This is a genomic window from Bacillus sp. AR13-1 (assembly GCF_008042285.1).
In the GTDB taxonomy this organism is placed as follows: domain Bacteria; phylum Bacillota; class Bacilli; order Bacillales; family Bacillaceae_G; genus Bacillus_A; species Bacillus_A mycoides.
The window spans coordinates 1-17,167 of record NZ_QNUA01000060.1 but is presented as its reverse complement, the minus strand read 5'-3'; the positions used below and the strand labels follow the sequence as shown (position 1 = coordinate 17,167).

12 protein-coding genes and 4 pseudogenes are annotated in these 17,167 nt (G+C 32.2%); 14 read left to right on the top strand and 2 right to left on the bottom strand.

The genetic code is table 11. The features are described 5' to 3' along the window. Positions 1-114: 114 nt before the first annotated feature. A complete protein-coding gene (locus DN408_RS30400) occupies positions 115-747 on the bottom strand; it encodes a type 1 glutamine amidotransferase family protein (RefSeq protein ID WP_002017047.1) in 633 nt (210 codons plus the stop codon). A gap of 273 nt (positions 748-1,020) precedes the next feature. Between DN408_RS30400 and DN408_RS30395 the strand changes: the two genes are divergently transcribed. The 5 genes from DN408_RS30395 (at position 1,021) to spoIISB (ending at position 3,958) form a co-directional block, all read left to right on the top strand. After that, positions 1,021-1,497 carry a MarR family winged helix-turn-helix transcriptional regulator gene (locus DN408_RS30395; RefSeq protein ID WP_002017049.1) on the top strand — a complete coding sequence of 159 codons (477 nt, stop codon included), beginning with the start codon at positions 1,021-1,023 and terminating at the stop codon, positions 1,495-1,497. A 153-nt stretch (positions 1,498-1,650) separates the two neighbouring features. After that, the gene (gene gpmA, locus DN408_RS30390; RefSeq protein ID WP_002032137.1) at positions 1,651-2,388 is read left to right on the top strand and encodes a 2,3-diphosphoglycerate-dependent phosphoglycerate mutase; all 738 of its coding nucleotides are present in this window, start codon (positions 1,651-1,653) and stop codon (positions 2,386-2,388) included. 339 nt (positions 2,389-2,727) lie between these two features. Further along, positions 2,728-3,468, top strand: a complete 741-nt coding sequence (locus tag DN408_RS30385) for a type II toxin-antitoxin system SpoIISA family toxin (RefSeq protein WP_002017051.1) — start codon at positions 2,728-2,730, stop codon at positions 3,466-3,468. A gap of 112 nt (positions 3,469-3,580) precedes the next feature. Beyond that, the gene (locus tag DN408_RS30380) at positions 3,581-3,706 is read left to right on the top strand and encodes a hypothetical protein (RefSeq protein WP_000588712.1); all 126 of its coding nucleotides are present in this window, start codon (positions 3,581-3,583) and stop codon (positions 3,704-3,706) included. Positions 3,707-3,781: 75 nt separating this feature from the next. After that, complete coding sequence (gene spoIISB / locus DN408_RS31715) at positions 3,782-3,958, top strand: stage II sporulation protein SB (protein ID WP_003189253.1); 177 nt, start codon at positions 3,782-3,784, stop codon at positions 3,956-3,958. 20 nt (positions 3,959-3,978) lie between these two features. On the opposite strand, the gene DN408_RS30375 is transcribed toward spoIISB, so the two are convergent. After that, positions 3,979-4,368: a YxeA family protein gene (locus DN408_RS30375; RefSeq protein ID WP_078214330.1), complete on the bottom strand. Its 390-nt coding sequence runs from the start codon at positions 4,366-4,368 to the stop codon at positions 3,979-3,981. 251 nt (positions 4,369-4,619) lie between these two features. Between DN408_RS30375 and DN408_RS30370 the strand changes: the two genes are divergently transcribed. The 9 genes and pseudogenes from DN408_RS30370 to DN408_RS30320 all read left to right on the top strand — a co-directional run bounded on the left by DN408_RS30370 (position 4,620) and on the right by DN408_RS30320 (position 16,966). Continuing rightward, positions 4,620-6,089, top strand: a complete 1,470-nt coding sequence (locus DN408_RS30370) for an aminoacyl-histidine dipeptidase (RefSeq protein WP_002127427.1) — start codon at positions 4,620-4,622, stop codon at positions 6,087-6,089. A gap of 359 nt (positions 6,090-6,448) precedes the next feature. After that, the gene (locus DN408_RS31710; RefSeq protein ID WP_002069316.1) at positions 6,449-6,598 is read left to right on the top strand and encodes a hypothetical protein; all 150 of its coding nucleotides are present in this window, start codon (positions 6,449-6,451) and stop codon (positions 6,596-6,598) included. Positions 6,599-7,310: 712 nt separating this feature from the next. Further along, a complete protein-coding gene (locus DN408_RS30365) occupies positions 7,311-7,970 on the top strand; it encodes a CatB-related O-acetyltransferase (RefSeq protein ID WP_078179313.1) in 660 nt (219 codons plus the stop codon). Between the two features lie 722 nt (positions 7,971-8,692). Continuing rightward, positions 8,693-9,453: pseudogene (locus DN408_RS30350) on the top strand (ABC transporter ATP-binding protein). 16 nt (positions 9,454-9,469) lie between these two features. Continuing rightward, positions 9,470-11,316, top strand: a pseudogene (locus DN408_RS30345) (FtsX-like permease family protein). A gap of 539 nt (positions 11,317-11,855) precedes the next feature. Continuing rightward, positions 11,856-13,022, top strand: a complete 1,167-nt coding sequence (locus DN408_RS30340; RefSeq protein ID WP_078214329.1) for a hypothetical protein — start codon at positions 11,856-11,858, stop codon at positions 13,020-13,022. Positions 13,023-13,365: 343 nt separating this feature from the next. After that, positions 13,366-14,052: pseudogene (locus tag DN408_RS30335) on the top strand (response regulator transcription factor). Then, positions 14,049-15,131, top strand: a pseudogene (locus DN408_RS30330) (HAMP domain-containing sensor histidine kinase). Before DN408_RS30335 ends, DN408_RS30330 begins: the two co-directional pseudogenes overlap by 4 nt. Positions 15,132-15,652: 521 nt before the next feature. Further along, positions 15,653-16,966: a D-alanyl-D-alanine carboxypeptidase family protein gene (locus DN408_RS30320; RefSeq protein WP_078179186.1), complete on the top strand. Its 1,314-nt coding sequence runs from the start codon at positions 15,653-15,655 to the stop codon at positions 16,964-16,966. The last annotated feature ends 201 nt before the right edge of the window (positions 16,967-17,167 follow it).

Below are 17,167 nucleotides of genomic sequence, written 5' to 3'. Positions count from 1 at the left end.
TATCATCCCTTTTATTTTTTGTTTTACAACCGTCATCGGTTGTATTTATAACGACTTTAGGGGTGCTTTTTAAGTTTTTTATATAATATAAAACTGCTAATTTAATTTTTCAGCTTATCTAGTAATTGAATTCATTAACTGGAAGAAGTATTCAGGCTTATAAGTTTTATTTAGGTTATACCATGAATGTAACGTATCTGGTGCAAATACATCAATTTTTTTCAATACTTCCATTGCAAATTCCAGAGGAGCTACTCCTGATGCAGTAATCAAATTTTCATCACATACTGCAGGTTCCATCTTATAAAGTTGTTCTCCTTTATAATTAGGACAAACCATTTTAATATATTCTAAATCATTGCTTGTATGTTTTCTAGAATCTAGGTATCCAAAATTCGCTAACCCCTCAGTTGCACCACAAATGGCAGCAACAATAGTGCCGAGTTTTAACGCTTCACCAATTTTTTTTAAGATAGGGTGATGAATGCTTTCGCCCCAAGTAGTCCCTCCAGGTAAAACTAAAAGATCGTTACTCTCAAGAGTACATTCATCCAGGGAAATATCTGGCTTTATGCTCAGTCCTCCCATCGTAGTAATAATTTCATTATTAGCTCCTACTGTAACTACCTTTAAAGGGGCTAACTCTTTTTTGAAATATCTTCCTGAGTTTAGTTCTGCAATTAAATGTCCATATTCCCAGTCTGACATCGTATTAAATACATAAAGATAAACTTTTTTTGTTTGCATACAATAACACTCCAATCACAATTGAGTTTTTCAAAAAAATATTAATAAATAAATTTTACAATATTTATCATTTGAATTTAACCTATTTCCTTAAGAATTCTTTAAAAAATAATTTGGATACTTTATTTGAAGGTATGGTTTACGAATTAAACAACCTTCAAAAATATAATAGTTGAAATTTGTTGGTTTTAGAATGAAGAAATTAGGCTCAATATACCAATTTAATTATTCATAATTGAGTTGTGGTATAATTTACATACAGGGGGAAAGTAGATGACACAACATAAAGAAGAGCAAATGAATGAGGCATTAGCATTATTTTACTTTGCATATAAAACTTTTACAGAAAAACCAGATGAAATAATAAAAGAGTATAGTATACAGCGTGTACATCATAGAATTCTGTTTTTTATCGCTCGTTTTCCAGGGCTTAGTGTAAATGAGCTGCTATCACTTTTAGAAATAAGTAAACAAGCTCTTCACGGACCGTTGCGCCAACTGTTAGATAAAGGACTTATTGAGAGTAATGAAGCTGCACATGATCGTCGTGTGAAACAGCTGTCTTTAACAGAAGAAGGAACAGACTTAGAGAAAAAACTGAGCGATGTTCAAAGAGAACAAATGGGAGCTATTTTCTCACAGTTTGGCGAATCATGTGAAGAAAATTGGCATCAAGTTATGAATGAAATGGCAAATAGCCGTTCAGGATTTGATGCATGGACGTCTAAGCGTGAAATACCAGTAGAATAAAAGATAGAAACAGTATCTTGTTTTGTAGTTTGAAAAATCATAAATTTTTATCTGTATATTTGGCAACTATGGATAAAAAATTCACATTGCCAAAAACTTTATATGTGTACGTATTGAAATTTTAAAATTCATATTTCCGAGAGGGGAATTATAATGATAAAACTTGTACTCATTCGTCACGGACAAAGTTTGTGGAATCTTGAAAATCGATTTACAGGATGGACAGATGTGGATTTATCAAAGAATGGATTAAGTGAAGCGAGAGAAGCAGGAACAATATTAAAAAAGAATGGATATACATTTGATGTTGCGTATACCTCGGTACTAAAACGAGCAATTCGTACATTATGGATTGTACTGCATGAAATGGATCTCACTTGGGTCCCTATACATAACTCATGGAAGTTGAATGAACGCCATTATGGTGCACTACAAGGATTGAATAAAGACGAAACTGCAAAAAAATATGGAGATGAACAAGTTCATATTTGGAGAAGAAGTATAGATGTGAGACCGCCTGCACTTACTGAAGATGATCCTCGATATGAGGCGAACAATCCAAGATATAAAACGTTAAAAAAAGATGAATTCCCATTGACTGAATGTTTAGAGGATACGGAGAAAAGAGTAGTTGATTATTGGCATTCAGAAATTGCACCGTCATTAAAAAGTGGTGAGAAAGTAATTATTTCATCGCACGGTAATACAATTCGTTCGCTAGTGAAATACTTAGACAATCTTTCAAGTGATGGTGTGGTTTCATTAAATATTCCAACTAGCATTCCGCTTGTTTATGAGTTAGATGAAAAATTACGTCCGATTCGTCATTATTACTTAAGTATGGATGGAGAAGTACCTGAAGGGGAAATTCCGAAACATATTTCTTTTTAACATGAAAATTTGAAACGCATGCTTGTCTACATATACAATGTAGATTCATGATAAAGTGAAACTTTAATCAGTGGAGGGTGTTCATCCCGCACTGATTATTAGCCTTCACCAATCGGGCTTTTTATGGGCAGTTGATCCCTCACCTAACGTCTTTGCTTTCGCTGAATTTTGAGGTGGGGGGTCTTACTGCCCGTTAATGCGGGATAAAAGACGTGGCCTGCTTCTAATGTATATGCGATGGTGCTAACTTTAGAAGGTTGTCCACGTCTTTTGTCATAAAGAGAGCTGTTTGTGCATGTAATGGTATCGTGAGTAGTTTTGGAATGGAGGGTGATGTGATTGACGATCTCTAACATTCGAATTGGCTTATTTATTTTAGCAATCGTCTTTATTGTTCTTGTTTTCTTTTATTGGAGAAATGAAGAGTTGTACGAGGAGAAGAAACAACGAATTCGAAAAACGTGGTACGGTTTGTTCATAACATCAGTCACAGTTTATTTCATGATAAAAGGAATAGATTTAACCCTCTGGAAAAATCTTTTAATGTTTACTGCGATGGTAATTTTCGTTGATATTGCATTCATTTTGACACCAAATATTTCAGAAATATGGGGCGCAAAATTCAGCGATATTGGAAAGACGGTCCAATCAATTAAAAGGTCATTAATTGCTTCAAAAGCAAGAGGAGAAATATATACGACAATTATTCAAAATGTGAATCCAACAGCCTTTGGGACAATGGAATGGCATACGGAAGAGGAATATACAAAAAGCTTAAACACATTTTTAGATTCATATGGGGAAAAGATTGGTGCGAAAATTGTTGTATTTGAAGCGGTGAAGGAATTAAATACAAACTTTCGTGGTATCCGCTCTCAATTTAGTATTATTGTTCCATTAGAACACATCGAGCAATTGAATGAGCAGAAAGCGGTGCAAGTAGAAAATGTCGGAATTATACCAGCAAAAATAGTTAGTGATGTTTTCATTGTTATTGATGGGAAGAAAAATAACCTTCAAGATCGAGATTTTGAAAATGTATATAATTTAACAATTCATCATAGTTATTTTAGTAAATAAGGACAGAATCTTTTTCTGTCCTTTTCACCTATACATAAAGGGAGAACAAATTCAGACAAGCTTGTATAAAATTGGACAATCATTCCTACACTAGCACGTAGAGGTGATTGTAGTGATAAAAGATTATGACAATGATTTTTTTAAAGAAGATAATGAAGATACAACAGATTTCTCTTTAATAAAAGGAGATACTTTGCAGCAAGTAGAAGAGTTAGAAGAAGAATTAAAAAGAAAATGATACGTGTACACTCTGTCTGCATTTGCTATATAATATAAATAAAAGGTTGTATCTTTTTGAAAAGGGGGAGAAGAGATGGCAGAAGTAAATGCTCAAAAATCTTCGTTTTTTAAAACTAAAAAAGAAGAATCAAATACAGATTTCTCTCTTGTGAAAGGTGCATTAACAGAAAATATAAATCGTTTAGAAAAACTTATGGATAGTAATAGTTCGAAATATGCTCGAGTGAAAAAAATACAGGAAAATGCATAAGAGCATTTTCCTGTATTTTTTTATTTTGCATTAAACTTTTCTTTTACTTTTGAAGGTAAATCCGCTTTTTGAATTTCTTCATAGGATTTTACTTCAATCGATGATATTTCATTTTTATCTTTATTTTCTTGGTCTACATAAATGCACAAAAATGCCTTTTCATTTAATTTTTGATCGTTTGATTGTTTTTTATTTCTAAATGTAATTTGTTTTCTTACTCCATCTTCATCATATGCCGGCAATGTGTAGTTCCGTAAGTTTCTACCTTCTATCTTTTCAATAAACCCTTCACCTTTTATCTGTACGTAATATACATCCTTACCGATTCTATTTAGAGAAGCTCTTTCGCACCCGATAGTTAAGTTGCAAAATAATAAACTTAGTGTAATAACAGATAAAAATTTTTTCATTTTCATTATCTCCTTTAAATTATGTATTTAAAGTATGCGGTTATTTTTTAAATAGAAAAATCGATTTTGATTACAGCACTCTTACAATCTTGTAAGAGTATAGCTTATTTACACTAAATTAAAAAATATGAGGATGGAATGAATAGGTTATAATGAATTTTTGAAATCTTAAAATAAAAGTAAAATAATGAATCATGGTATAATAATAAAGGACGTACATATTATTTTGTCAATTGGAGAGGAGCTTAAAAATGTATTCTACTTTAGAACAATTAACAAAGCACCCTGTATTTTATCATTTTGCAGAAATTTCAAAGATTCCTAGAGGATCAGGTAATGAAAAAGAAATTAGTGATTACTTAGTGAGTTTCGCAAAGGAACGTAATTTAGAAGTTATTCAAGACGAAGCGTTAAATGTCATTATAAAAAAAGAAGCTACTTCTGGTTATGAGAATGTTCCAGCTATTATCATTCAGGGGCACTCTGATATGGTGTGTGAAAAAAACCAAGCGACAGTTCATGATTTTGAGAAAGATCCAATTGAATTAAGAATTATTGGAGATATGTTATATGCAAACGAAACTACTTTAGGTGCTGATAATGGTATTGCCGTTGCATATGCATTAGCATTATTAGATTCAACAGACATCCCGCATCCAGCTTTAGAAGTTGTTATTACAACTGAAGAAGAAACGACAATGGGCGGTGCATTCGCTGTTGATTCAAATCATTTTGATGGAAAAATATTTATTAATATTGATTCTGAAGAAGATCATAAATTACTAGTGAGTAGCGCAGGTGGTGCGAAAGCAGTTGAAACGATTTCAGTGATTTGGGATGAAGCGTCAGTAGATATGGACACATACCGACTATATGTTGGGGGACTTAAAGGTGGACATTCTGGTTTGGAAATTGATAAACAACGCGGTAATGCGAATAAAGTATTAGGACGAGTTTTACGTGATTTATCACTTCACATTCAGTTTAATATGAGTGAAGTTCATGGCGGCTTAAAAACAAATGCAATTCCGCGTGAAAGTGTAGCTACAATTTTATTACGTGCAGAAGATGTACAGCAAGTAGAAGAAAAACTAAAATCATGGACACGTATGTTACAAGAAGAGCTACGTGCTGTTGATCCGGATGTTCATGTTTCACTTACAAAAGTAGAAGAAAAGGCGGGAAAAGTCTTTTCTAAAGAAACACAAAAACAGCTTATTTCTTCATTATTCTTAATTCCAAATGGTATACAAAGTATGAGCATGGATATTAAAGGTCTTGTAGAAAGCTCAACTAATTTAGGAGTTATTCAAACACTGCAAGATGAGATTAAATTACGAAGCGAAGTGAGAAGTTCTGTAAGTAGCTTAAAACAACATATTGTAGATGAAATTAAGTATATTGCGGAATTAGTAGGGGCAACATTTGAAAAAGAGTCTGAATATCCAGAGTGGCCATATAATCCTAATTCGCCTATCCGTAATTTATTCGAAAAAGTGCACCAAGAAAAATACAGCAAAGATGCTGAAATCTTCGCAGTACATGCAGGAATTGAGTGCAGTGTATTTGTTCAAAAAATGCCTGAGTTAGATGCTATTTCATTCGGTCCAGATATCTTTAATGTTCACACTCCAGATGAACATATTAGTATTTCTTCTGTTGTGAATAACTGGGGATTTTTCGTTGATGTAATGCAGGGAACGAAAGAATTAGCTAAGTAATAAAAGACGGAATAAAAAGCAGCCTAAATTTATAGGTCGCTTTTTTGTATAGAATTTTATGTGAAGCAAAATAATGGCCAAGAAATTTACCTATTGTTGATTTAAAATAAAGTTTGATAAAAAGATCTATTTTGCAGAGTATCTCTTTCTTCAACAATCGGGCCATTTAATTGAATAAGACTACACAAAAAGTCGCTTTCCCTTACCTAAGGAAAGCGACTTTTTAGATTGATTTTCCCCTTGTTATCAAGCTTTTTACTTTAAGTTCCTTTGACTAATAAGGTTTACTTAAGTAAAATAAGGTATATTATATTTGTTGAATAGATTCTCTTTAAAGATAAGAAAAGTAGGTGAACAAAGTGGGGAAATATCAATTGGATTACAAAGGACAGGCAGCTGTGGCAAAGTTTCATGAAAAACAGACGCCTGCCAAATTTGATAAAAAGCAGCAACTTGAAAAATTGCGTGCGGAGTATTTGAAAAAGAAGCAAAAACAAACAGATAAATAATATGTTAAGTTTTTCTGGATTTTCTGTATATAGTGCAAACTAACACAAGAAAATAGGTAAGTTATTCATCGTTCAAATATATACAGGCTATTTTTTCAAACCTCTTACTTAATGAACTAACGTATGCGTTAGTTCATTAAGAATAACTAAAAAGTCGATTCCTTGAGATGGAAATCGGCTTTTTTAATAAGTGACATTTCCTTAGCGTTGTAAATCCGCATTTTCCTGACGCTACCCCAAGAAGTAATTGAGGATAATGTATCTACCACAGTCGGGCGCTTTAATTGAGTAAGGTTCACAAAATCATCAAACTTTTTTCTATTCGCTCTTTTATCAAGGTTTATTAAGTTAATTTAATCAAACTTTATTCAAAAGCTACACCTATGTAAAAGTTCTGCTGTAATATTATATCCTCTTGATAAGGAGAAAGTATTACTACACAAGTGTCATGTGAATTTCATGTACCGTAATTTAAATAAAAAAATAAAGAGTTTCAAAAAAATATAAAATGGTTTTCTTGTCCGCATTCTCGGATTTATTATAACTTGGTTAATTTGACTTGTGTAATTTATTACGTTATGATTTTTCATTATAACTGAAAGGCTTGAAGATAATGATTCGTCGTTTGAAAAAGTTTAAAAATGTCGCTGTCGTATTAAGCTTCTAAGTAAATTGCAAAAATCTACAATACTTAGAAGCGAGGAATATAGTTATGAAGCATCCATTATTTAATCATTGGTCTGAAACAAAGTATTTAAAAGATATAGTAACAAATCCACTCATTGAAGTAGGAGAGTACTCCTATTATTCAGGGTATTATGGAAATCAAAATTTTGAAGATGGTTGTGTAAGGTATTTATGGGGCGATGCTAAGTCCCAAGCACTTTTCAATCCAATTGAACAGATGGGTTGGCATCTTGATAAACTTATTATTGGAAATTATGTTTGTATTGCAAGTGGCGTTATCATTTTAATGGGTGGTAATCATAATCATCACTCAGAATGGATTACAGTGTATCCATTCGCTGAGCAAATCGGACAATCTTATGAACCAAAGGGTGATACAGTCATTAAAAGTGATGCCTGGATTGGTATGAATGCTATAATAATGCCTGGCGTTACAATCGGTGAAGGTGCAATTGTTGCGGCAGGATCTGTCGTATGTAAAGATGTTCCGCGATATACAATAGTGGGCGGTAATCCTGCTAAGGAAATAAAAAAACGGTTCACTGATACAGAAATTAATATGCTAATGGAAATGCGTTGGTTTGATTGGGATAGAGAATTGATTAAGAAGGCAATTCCTCTTTTATCTAGTCCAGCCATTGAACCATTATTTGATTTTTATAAAAATGAAGTAAAAAATAAATAAATCAGCTAGAAAAACTACATTCAATATAGGATGTAGTTTTTTTATTATTTGTACTAGAAACAATTATGAAATAATCTCCCCATTATGGTTTAGTTTTTATAAATTATCTTAAGAAAAATTAAGAAATATAACCAGTAGTTCTTAATATGTTTTATTTATAATTCAAATGATTGCACAAAATTGTTTCTTCATTTTCCCTTCAAGGTGTTCCATCGCGAATTACTCGCCCGGAGGTAGAAAAGGTAGTTTATATGTTAGAAGTTTCAGCGATACTCTAAAAGCATCCACCTGAAGTATCTAGTGGGCAGCAACATGTGTACTTGTGCATGAGCCGGCCATTATACAGTTTATAAAATCTGCAGCAATGATTCTTTTTTTGAGATAGCGAAAATGGATTTTTTTATGCAATTCATTTTGTTTTCTTAACAAAATACGTAGTGCTTTCTTATCTTAACGGGGAACAAATTTATTACTTAGATGGTCTATTACGTGTATTCCTAAAAATGGATGTCCAAATTGAATACAATATATCCCGTTTGATATCTATTTTTATGTATTGCAAAAATATGAAAGGACTTATTATTTTGAAAAATAAAAGGATATATATTGGTGGGGTACAAGTTTAATACTTTTACAGATGAGGCATTGCAAGTGGAAACGAAAAAGAAAAAGAAACAACCCAAACGGTAGCTTATCAATCATAGAGACGTAGGAGGATATATATGATAAAACAAGTCGTAGACGTAAAAACATTCAAAAAGTGTACGGTAAAAAAGGTGAGAATCAATCACACGCATTAAAAGGTGTTTCATTCTCGATTCAAGAGGGGGAGTTTGTTGGGATTATGGGGCCATCTGGTTCTGGCAAAACGACATTATTAAATGTAATTTCAACTCTTGATAAAGCGACAGGTGACGTTATTGAAATTGCAGGAACGGATATTACGAAAATGAAGCAAGGTGAGCTTTCTGATTTCCGTTTGCAAAAGTTAGGATTCATTTTCCAAGACTTTAATTTATTAGAGAATTTATCTATTTACGAAAACATTGCACTTCCATTATCCCTTCAAGGTGTCCCATCACGAAAAATTGGGCCGAAAGTAGAAAAGGTAGCTGATATGTTAGGGATTGTAACAATACTTCAAAAGTACCCATCTGAAGTATCTGGTGGACAGAAACAGCGTTCAGCAGCAGCACGTGCGTTAGTGCATGAGCCTGCAATTATTTTAGGGGACGAGCCAACAGGAGCTCTTGATTCTAAAAATGCAACTAGTTTACTTAATGCGATGACAAATTTAAATAAAGAACAAGGCGTATCGATTATGATGGTTACGCATGATCCATACAGTGCAAGTTACTGTCAGCGTATTTTATTCATTCAAGATGGTGAGTTATATAAAGAAATTTACCGTGGTGGTAAACGTGAAGAGTTTTATAAAGAAATTTTAGACGTGCTTGCAGATTTAGGCACACAAAAAGTGTAAGAAAGGAGGTTTGGGCATGTTATTTAAACTTTCCATGTCAGGGTTGAAAAGTAAATTGCAAGATTATATTGTATTACTTATTGGTCTTATTGTATCTATTTCTACTTTCTATATGTTTCAAACGCTATCACTAAATAAAGTGTTCCTTGAATCTAATGCAAACATTGGTCCTATTGTATTAATATTCCAAATAGGTTCCTCTTTATTAGCGATTGTAACATTTTTTTACATTATGTATGCAAACTCTTTCTTATTATCTCTTCACCAAAAAGAGTTTGGTATGTATATGATGTTAGGAGCAAAAAAGTATAAAGTTACATTACTGATGTTCCTTGAAACAATTATATTAGGTGCGGCGTCACTTGTGATTGGGATTACAAGTGGTGTAGGACTTGCAGAAGGTATCGGACAGTTATTAATGAAACAATTGGAGTTGACTGGAGAAGGTTACCAAGCTTTGTACATTCCATCAATGGTCGTTACTTGCATCTTCTTCTTTGCATTATTTGTACTATCAGCAAGTATGAATAGTATTAAATTGTCACGTATTTCTATATTACAACTTGTACATGCAGGTGCACAAACAGAGCGTGGCGCGGTAAAAGGAAAAATGACAGTTGTAGTTGCATTACTTGGTCTGATTTTGTTAGGTATTGGTTATGCATCATTGCTCTATATACCACAGGCAAAAAATCTAGGAACCGTTCCTACATTAATGGCTCTTGGATTAATCGCAGCAACTGTTAGTACTTACATGTTGTTTGGATCACTTCTCCCAGTTATGATAAAAAAATAAAAAGTAATAAAAAGCGTAGTGAAAAAGGGCTTAATGCTTTTACCTTTGCTCAATTAAACTTCCGCATTAATGGCTTAACAAATGTGCTTGCGACGGTAGCAATCTTAGTAGCCCTTGGAGCAGGTGGAATTGCGTGTGGTATGGCATTTAAAAATGACGTTTTAAAGCAGACTGATAAAGGAACAATTTACGATTCGGTAGTTCATAATCCAACAGCAGAAGAAAAGAACATTTTGAGTAGTATTTTATTTCAAGAGAAACTTGAATATCGTTACAAAGTAGATGATAAGTATGTTTATTATATAAAAGAAGAGCTAGAGAACAATCATCCTTTAGTAACAGACAGAAAAAATGAGAAGATAATGAAAGTTTCAGAAGAGATTCCCATGGATGCATTTGCATTGTCAAGACAATGGGGTAAAGAGGATGCAAAATCAAAACAATGGAGCGACGCTTTCGAAACAATTCAGCCAAATTATATATATCCTGATCATAAAATAAAAATTGTAGATCAAAACATATACGATAGTATGAAAGGTAAAGAAAGTACTGTGTTTATTGGGAAAACAGATGATTTTGAAGCATATTTAAAAGAATGGAAAAAACTTGATGAATTACAGGTAGTTAAGTATAAAAATGTGAAATCTGAAGAGCTGTATAGTAATTATCAACAATATATTGCAAATTAAGGTTTTTCCAGCGGACAAATGTTTATGGGGTTCTTCGTTGGAATTGCGTTTTTAGCAATGATGGCAAGTTGCTTAATGTTTAAAATTCTATCTGGTGCATCTAAAGATAGTATACGTTACCAAATGCTTCGTAAAATTGGTGTTCGCCAGGAATTATTAACACAATCGATTTATAAGGAGTTATCCTTCGTATTCTTAGTCCCAGCAATTATCGGGATTGTTCACATATTAGTTGGTATGAATATGTTTGGCCCTCTTTTAATCGATCCGTATTTTCGTATTTGGTTACCAATTGTTATTTTCATAGTGATTTACTCGATTTACTACTGGATTACAGTTCAATTGTATAAAAGAATTGTACTTCCGAAAGAAGGTTAATGTAATAATGTTATGTATACTAAGTATCATCATAATTGGCCCCCGTTATGATGAAGTGAAAAAATATCATGTAAGCAAAATAGAAAGTGGATTTGAGATACAAATATGCAGCAATGAGCGGCAGAAAGTGTTAGAAAAAAAGTAAATACAAGTAGGGGGCGCATTTCATGTATAACTTACAAGAAGATATGTATGAGCAATTAAAAAAGAAAAATACTATTCTTTCTATATCTTAATAATGAAGGGAAAAGAAGAGGGAAAATAGCATCGTTCCTACATTGAGTACTACTTTAACCTTATTTGTAGGAACTCTTGCACTATCCCCCTTACAATAAAATTGAATAATCATCCAATATTAATTGTTAACTATTATCGGAATTTTGACAGGATAGAACAATTTTCAAAAAAATATCTTGTATTCATTGTGTCTATTATAGCTATTATTTAAAATTGGGTTTGCACCAAAAGAGTGTAAATAAACATAAAACTTGTAAACTTTATTCATCATAAGGATTATCGTTTTAGAAAAGGAGTGTGTGTTGAAAAAATTTTTAAAGGTAATTTTAATCTTATTAGTAATATTTATAGGAATTATGTTGGGAAGCATAATTTTAAATAAAACATATCATACAGAGTTTAAGTCTTTAGATAACACGGATCAAAACATGTTAAAAGAATTATCTACTATTTATAAGAGCTTCGAAGAATCGAGTGATAAACTTTGGAATGAAGATTATCGCTTCGAAAAAATGCCATTGGTTCTGATACGTAGTAATAAAGACGGGGGATTCTTTAGACAAGAAGCTTATGCAGTTAATGTAACGGGATTAGAAAATAGTATTTTTGCAAAGGAAATAAAAGTCTCAAATTCTCTGCATCTATCTAAAGTCTATCGCTTAACTCGTTTTGATTTTAGAACTATTTCTACCTGGATTCCTTGGAACTTTGGGACAATAAATATTAACGATATGGATGTATTTTATTTAAAATATCATCCTAAAATGTTTAGTAATCCAGATTTATATTTTGATTTTTCATCTTTCTTATTACATGAAGGTTTTCATGCTTATAAACAAAAAGATTGGACATATGATGCAAATGGTGGAGAGTCTATTCACGAATATCCGATTAATAAAGAAAATTACGCGCTAATGGGATTAGAATTTAAGCTATTAGATAAAGCAATGATTGATACGAACCCAGAAAGTATTAATCAGGCATTATATGATTGGACAATTGTACGTAACTATCGCTATAAAAAATGGCCTCAATTAATTGGAGAAACAAAAACTGAAGCAATAGAAGGTTCAGCACGATATTTAGAGTATCGTTATAGTAAATTAACTGGTGGAAATCTTATGGTACTTGCAAAGAAACAGAAGCCATATCATGTTACTTTTATGGAGGCGTTCAACTTCATTGCTAATGGACAGGCAGAATCTCCAAGGTTTTTAGAGCGGAATATGAGATATGAGACTGGTTCAGCCCTTGAATTAAGCATGGACAAAGTAAATATTCCATGGAAAGAAGCTATTGAAGATAGTGCAATCAAACAAGGAAAGACACCATATGAAGTATTAAATAAGTACTTTAATATAAATAATACGCCCACAATTGAAAATAAAATCAAAGAAATTAAAGAGAACAATGACTATGAAACACTTTTAGAACAAGGAGAAAAACTGGTGAAAATAAGTAACGAGTAAAGAAAATACGATTTGAAAAAGAATTTTCTTTAAAGAGCGTATTGAAGAGGATTCTTTTTTCATTTTATAAGTTATATACACTACCGGTGTAATCAAAAAAATTAATTAAAAGAAGGAATCTCAAAATAATTTTTTTTATTAAAAGCTAAATTTAATGAAGAAGAAAAATTATTAATTGTAAATGGATCTAAAGAAAATTTTGAACAATATTTAAGACGTTATCTTTTATATCGATTATGTTACTTTTGGTCATTCAATTGCAGGTTTACAAAAAAGAGGATAGAAATGTACCGTCTGCTTATGCTTTTAGTTGTTCAATATGAGAAAAATGTGGAGGAATCATATGGAGTCAAAAATTCTTATTGTTGATGATGATAAAGAGATTAGAAATCTTATCTCTGTATATTTGGAAAATGAAGGTCTGAAAAATTAAAAGGCAGAAGATGCTATTGAAGCGTTAGAACTGTTAGAAGAAAAGCGATTCGATCTTATTATTTTGGATGTTATGATGCCTAATATGGATGGCATTGAAGCGTGTATGAAGATTAGGGAAGAACGAAATATGCCTATCATTATGCTTTCTGCAAAATCAGAGGATATAGACAAAATTCAGGGTTTAGCCTCTGGTGCCGATGATTATTTATCAAAACGGTTTAATCCGTTGGAGTTAATCGCTAGAGTAAAATCCCAATTAAGAAGGTTTAAAAAATATAATACAAATACAGATAATGATAAAAGTGTCCTAGAAATTGGTGATTTGACCGTAAATACAGATACACGTCAAGTATGGATAAGAGGCACGGAAGTAAGGATAACTCCAAAAGAGTTTGATATACTCGAACTACTTGCTCGTAACAAAGGGATTGTTCTGAGTGTTGCAAAAATATATGAAGCAGTTTGGAAAGATGCTTTTTATAAATCGGATAATACCGTCATGGTGCATATTACAAAAATAAGAGACAAAATTGAAGAGGATTCTAAACATCCCATTTATATTAAAACTGTTTGGGGAATTGGGTACAAAATATGAAGAAGGTTAGTTTTAGAAATAAGATAATAATAAAACTTCTTGGTGCTGTTGCAGTTAGTTTTTTTGTTTCGTTTGGTTTAACAATCCTCACTTTTATATATATTATAATACCATTAAATCTAAATCACTATCTTGATGATCTTAGTACATTTGAAAATAATATACTTACATTTCTTATATTTGCGTTAGCGATCTTTACTTTTATAATCATTTTTTTAATATTGGTTCGAAAGAAAATAGTATATTTGAAGCTCATTTCTGATAATGTGAATGATATTGCCAATGGAAAACTGGGTTTGACAATTGAGATTGAGGGAAAAGACGAATTGACCCAACTTGCTCAAAATATTAATTATATGTCCAAGGAATTGGAGAATACATTTGAACAGGAAAGACGATTGGAACGTACAAAAAATGAACTCATAACCAATGTATCTCATGACTTACGCACACCATTGACATCTATTATCGGCTATGTAGATTTATTAAAAAGAGGGCAATACGACAGTAAAGCACAATTACAGGAGTATCTCGAAACCACTTATTTAAAATCACAGAGATTGAAATATCTAATTGATGAACTATTTGAGTACACCCGTTTATCAGACATCGATGCCAGATTAAACCTTAATGAAGTTGATGTATCAGGTTTGTTGGAGCAAATAGTTGGAGAATACACTCCTATATTTGAATAGGAAAGTTTAATTGTTCAAAAATCAATAACGGAAGAAACAATACCTATTCTTATGGATGTAGAAAAAATGGTACGTGTTTATGAAAATCTGTTTATAAATGCGATAAAGTACAGCATGAAGCCATCCGAATTATCAATATGTCTTGAAGTAATAGATAATAAAGCAATTTTGAAAGTATCAAATAAAGCTGAGAAACCACCTGTTAGCGATCCAAATAAATTGTTTGAGAGATTTTTCAGGGGTGATAAGGCCAGAAAAGGTGATCAAGGAAATGGACTGGGACTTGCTATCTCAAAAAGAATTGTTGAACTTCACAATGGTAATATACATGCAGAATATAAAGAAGGTTGGATAGCCTTTATTGTTGAACATCCGATCATATAGAATGGCTTATGGAATGAAAGGTTCCATAAGCTTTTTTAAAACTTAAGAAACTTCTTAAGTTAATAATTCAAGTAAGCCATTCATAGTAGACATGATACTGACAAATTAATTTGTTTATTATTATAAAGTAATTAACAGAATAGAGGGAAAGTTCATTGATATGAACAATGGAAAAGACGATAGTAAATTTAGCAACCAGTGTGTTTCGGTATTCAACCGGGGCACACTGGTTTTATTTTTTTATAAATGTGGAACAAATGTATTACTTAGATTGTCTATTAAGTGTAATCCTAAAAGATATGAAAGTACAGATCATTTCGAAAAATACAAAGGTATTAAAAAGAGGGATATGTGTGGGAACACTAAGTGTCAGTGTGCCTAAAAGGGTGGGATGAGATGGTCTATATGAAAGTGGTTCTAATGTCTTATATGTATATAGAATTTGATAACGCTGTCTATTTTTTGGAGGATTATGTTAAAATAACGTTTTTTTGAGTACAAAGATATTGGAGGTAACAGAAGTGAAAAGTATGTTTTGCAAGAGATTTATTACAATAGTAACAGTGCTTACACTATTTTGTAGCATGGCCGTTACATTTGGAAGAGCATCAGCGGAAACAGTTCCTGCTATAGACGTAGAAGCAGGATCAGCAATTTTAGTAGAAGCAAATTCCGGGAAAATTTTATATCAAAAAAATGCAGATGAATCATTAGCAATTGCTAGTATGACAAAAATGATGAGTGAATACTTAGTTCATGAAGCGGTGGATAAAGGAAAACTTAAATGGGATCAAAAAGTTAAAATTTCTGAATATGCATATAAGATTTCGCAAGATCGCTCATTATCAAACGTTCCATTAGAAAATGGTGGCTCTTATACGGTCAAAGAGTTATATGAGGCAATGGTAATTTACTCTGCAAACGGTGCAACAATTGCTTTAGCTGAAGAGATTGCTGGAAAAGAAGTCAATTTCGTGAAAATGATGAACGATAAATCAAAAGAGTTTGGAATGAAAAATTATAAATTTGTAAACTCTACAGGTTTAACAAACCATGATTTAAAAGGACATCACCCAGAAGGGACAACTCCAGACGAGAAAAATAAAATGTCCGCAAGAGATTGTGCGATTTTAGCACATCGTCTTATTCAAGATTTCCCGAAAATATTAGATACAGCAAAAATCCCTAAAAAAACATTCCAAAAGGGTGGCAAGTATCCGATTGATATGACGAACTTTAACTGGATGTTAAAAGGCTTAATTAAGCAATACGAAGGTGTAGATGGGTTAAAAACAGGAACTACTCCAGAAGCCGGAGATTGTTTTACTGGTACAGTAGAAAAAAACGGTATGCGTCTAATCTCTGTAGTTATAAAAGCAAACTCTCATACAGCACGTTTTGATGAAACAAAGAAATTATATGATTATGGATTTGCGAATTTTGAAGTGAAGAAGGTCTATGGAAAAGATTCAGTAGTAAAAGGTCATGAAACAGTGCGAGTAGCAAATGCAAAGGACAAAGATATAGTTGTTCAAACGAAGCGAGCTGTTTTACTTCCAATGCCAAAGGGCAACAAAGATGTTTATAAAAAAGAATTTAAAGTATCGAATAAAGAACAAGAAGCGCCTATTAAAAAAGGTGTAACAATTAGTCAAATGATTATATCGCCTAAAGATATTACAGATCCTGGGTTCTTATCAGGTAAATCATTACAAGTAGACCTTGTAACAAAATCTGAAGTAGAACAAGCAAATTGGTTTACACGTTTTATGCGCGAAATAGGATCTTTCTTTAGCGGTATGTGGAATAGTGCGGTTGATATAGTAAAAGGCTAATTTTGTAGGATAAAACTAAATATTAGCCTGAAATAAAAGGTTTCAAAGTATTATAGATTCTTATGTGGATGGCTTGGAATGGAAGATTGCATTAATTCTCAAATCTGGTTCTTCGGAACTTTCGGTATTGCAATCAAGCTAAGATAAATTTGTATCCATATAATCAAAAAACGCTATTCTTTTTGTAGAAATATACAGAAA

What these genes read in the sequence shown, in the direction of transcription:
- DN408_RS30370 (WP_002127427.1), top strand. Translation starts at nt 4,620, where the DNA reads ATGTATTCTACTTTAGAACAATTAACAAAGCACCCTGTATTTTATCAT.
- spoIISB (WP_003189253.1), top strand. Translation starts at nt 3,782, where the DNA reads ATGGCAGAAGTAAATGCTCAAAAATCTTCGTTTTTTAAAACTAAAAAA.
- DN408_RS30375 (WP_078214330.1), bottom strand. Translation starts at nt 4,368, where the DNA reads ATGAAAAAATTTTTATCTGTTATTACACTAAGTTTATTATTTTGCAAC.
- DN408_RS30400 (WP_002017047.1), bottom strand. Translation starts at nt 747, where the DNA reads ATGCAAACAAAAAAAGTTTATCTTTATGTATTTAATACGATGTCAGAC.
- gpmA (WP_002032137.1), top strand. Translation starts at nt 1,651, where the DNA reads ATGATAAAACTTGTACTCATTCGTCACGGACAAAGTTTGTGGAATCTT.
- DN408_RS30395 (WP_002017049.1), top strand. Translation starts at nt 1,021, where the DNA reads ATGACACAACATAAAGAAGAGCAAATGAATGAGGCATTAGCATTATTT.
- DN408_RS30365 (WP_078179313.1), top strand. Translation starts at nt 7,311, where the DNA reads ATGAAGCATCCATTATTTAATCATTGGTCTGAAACAAAGTATTTAAAA.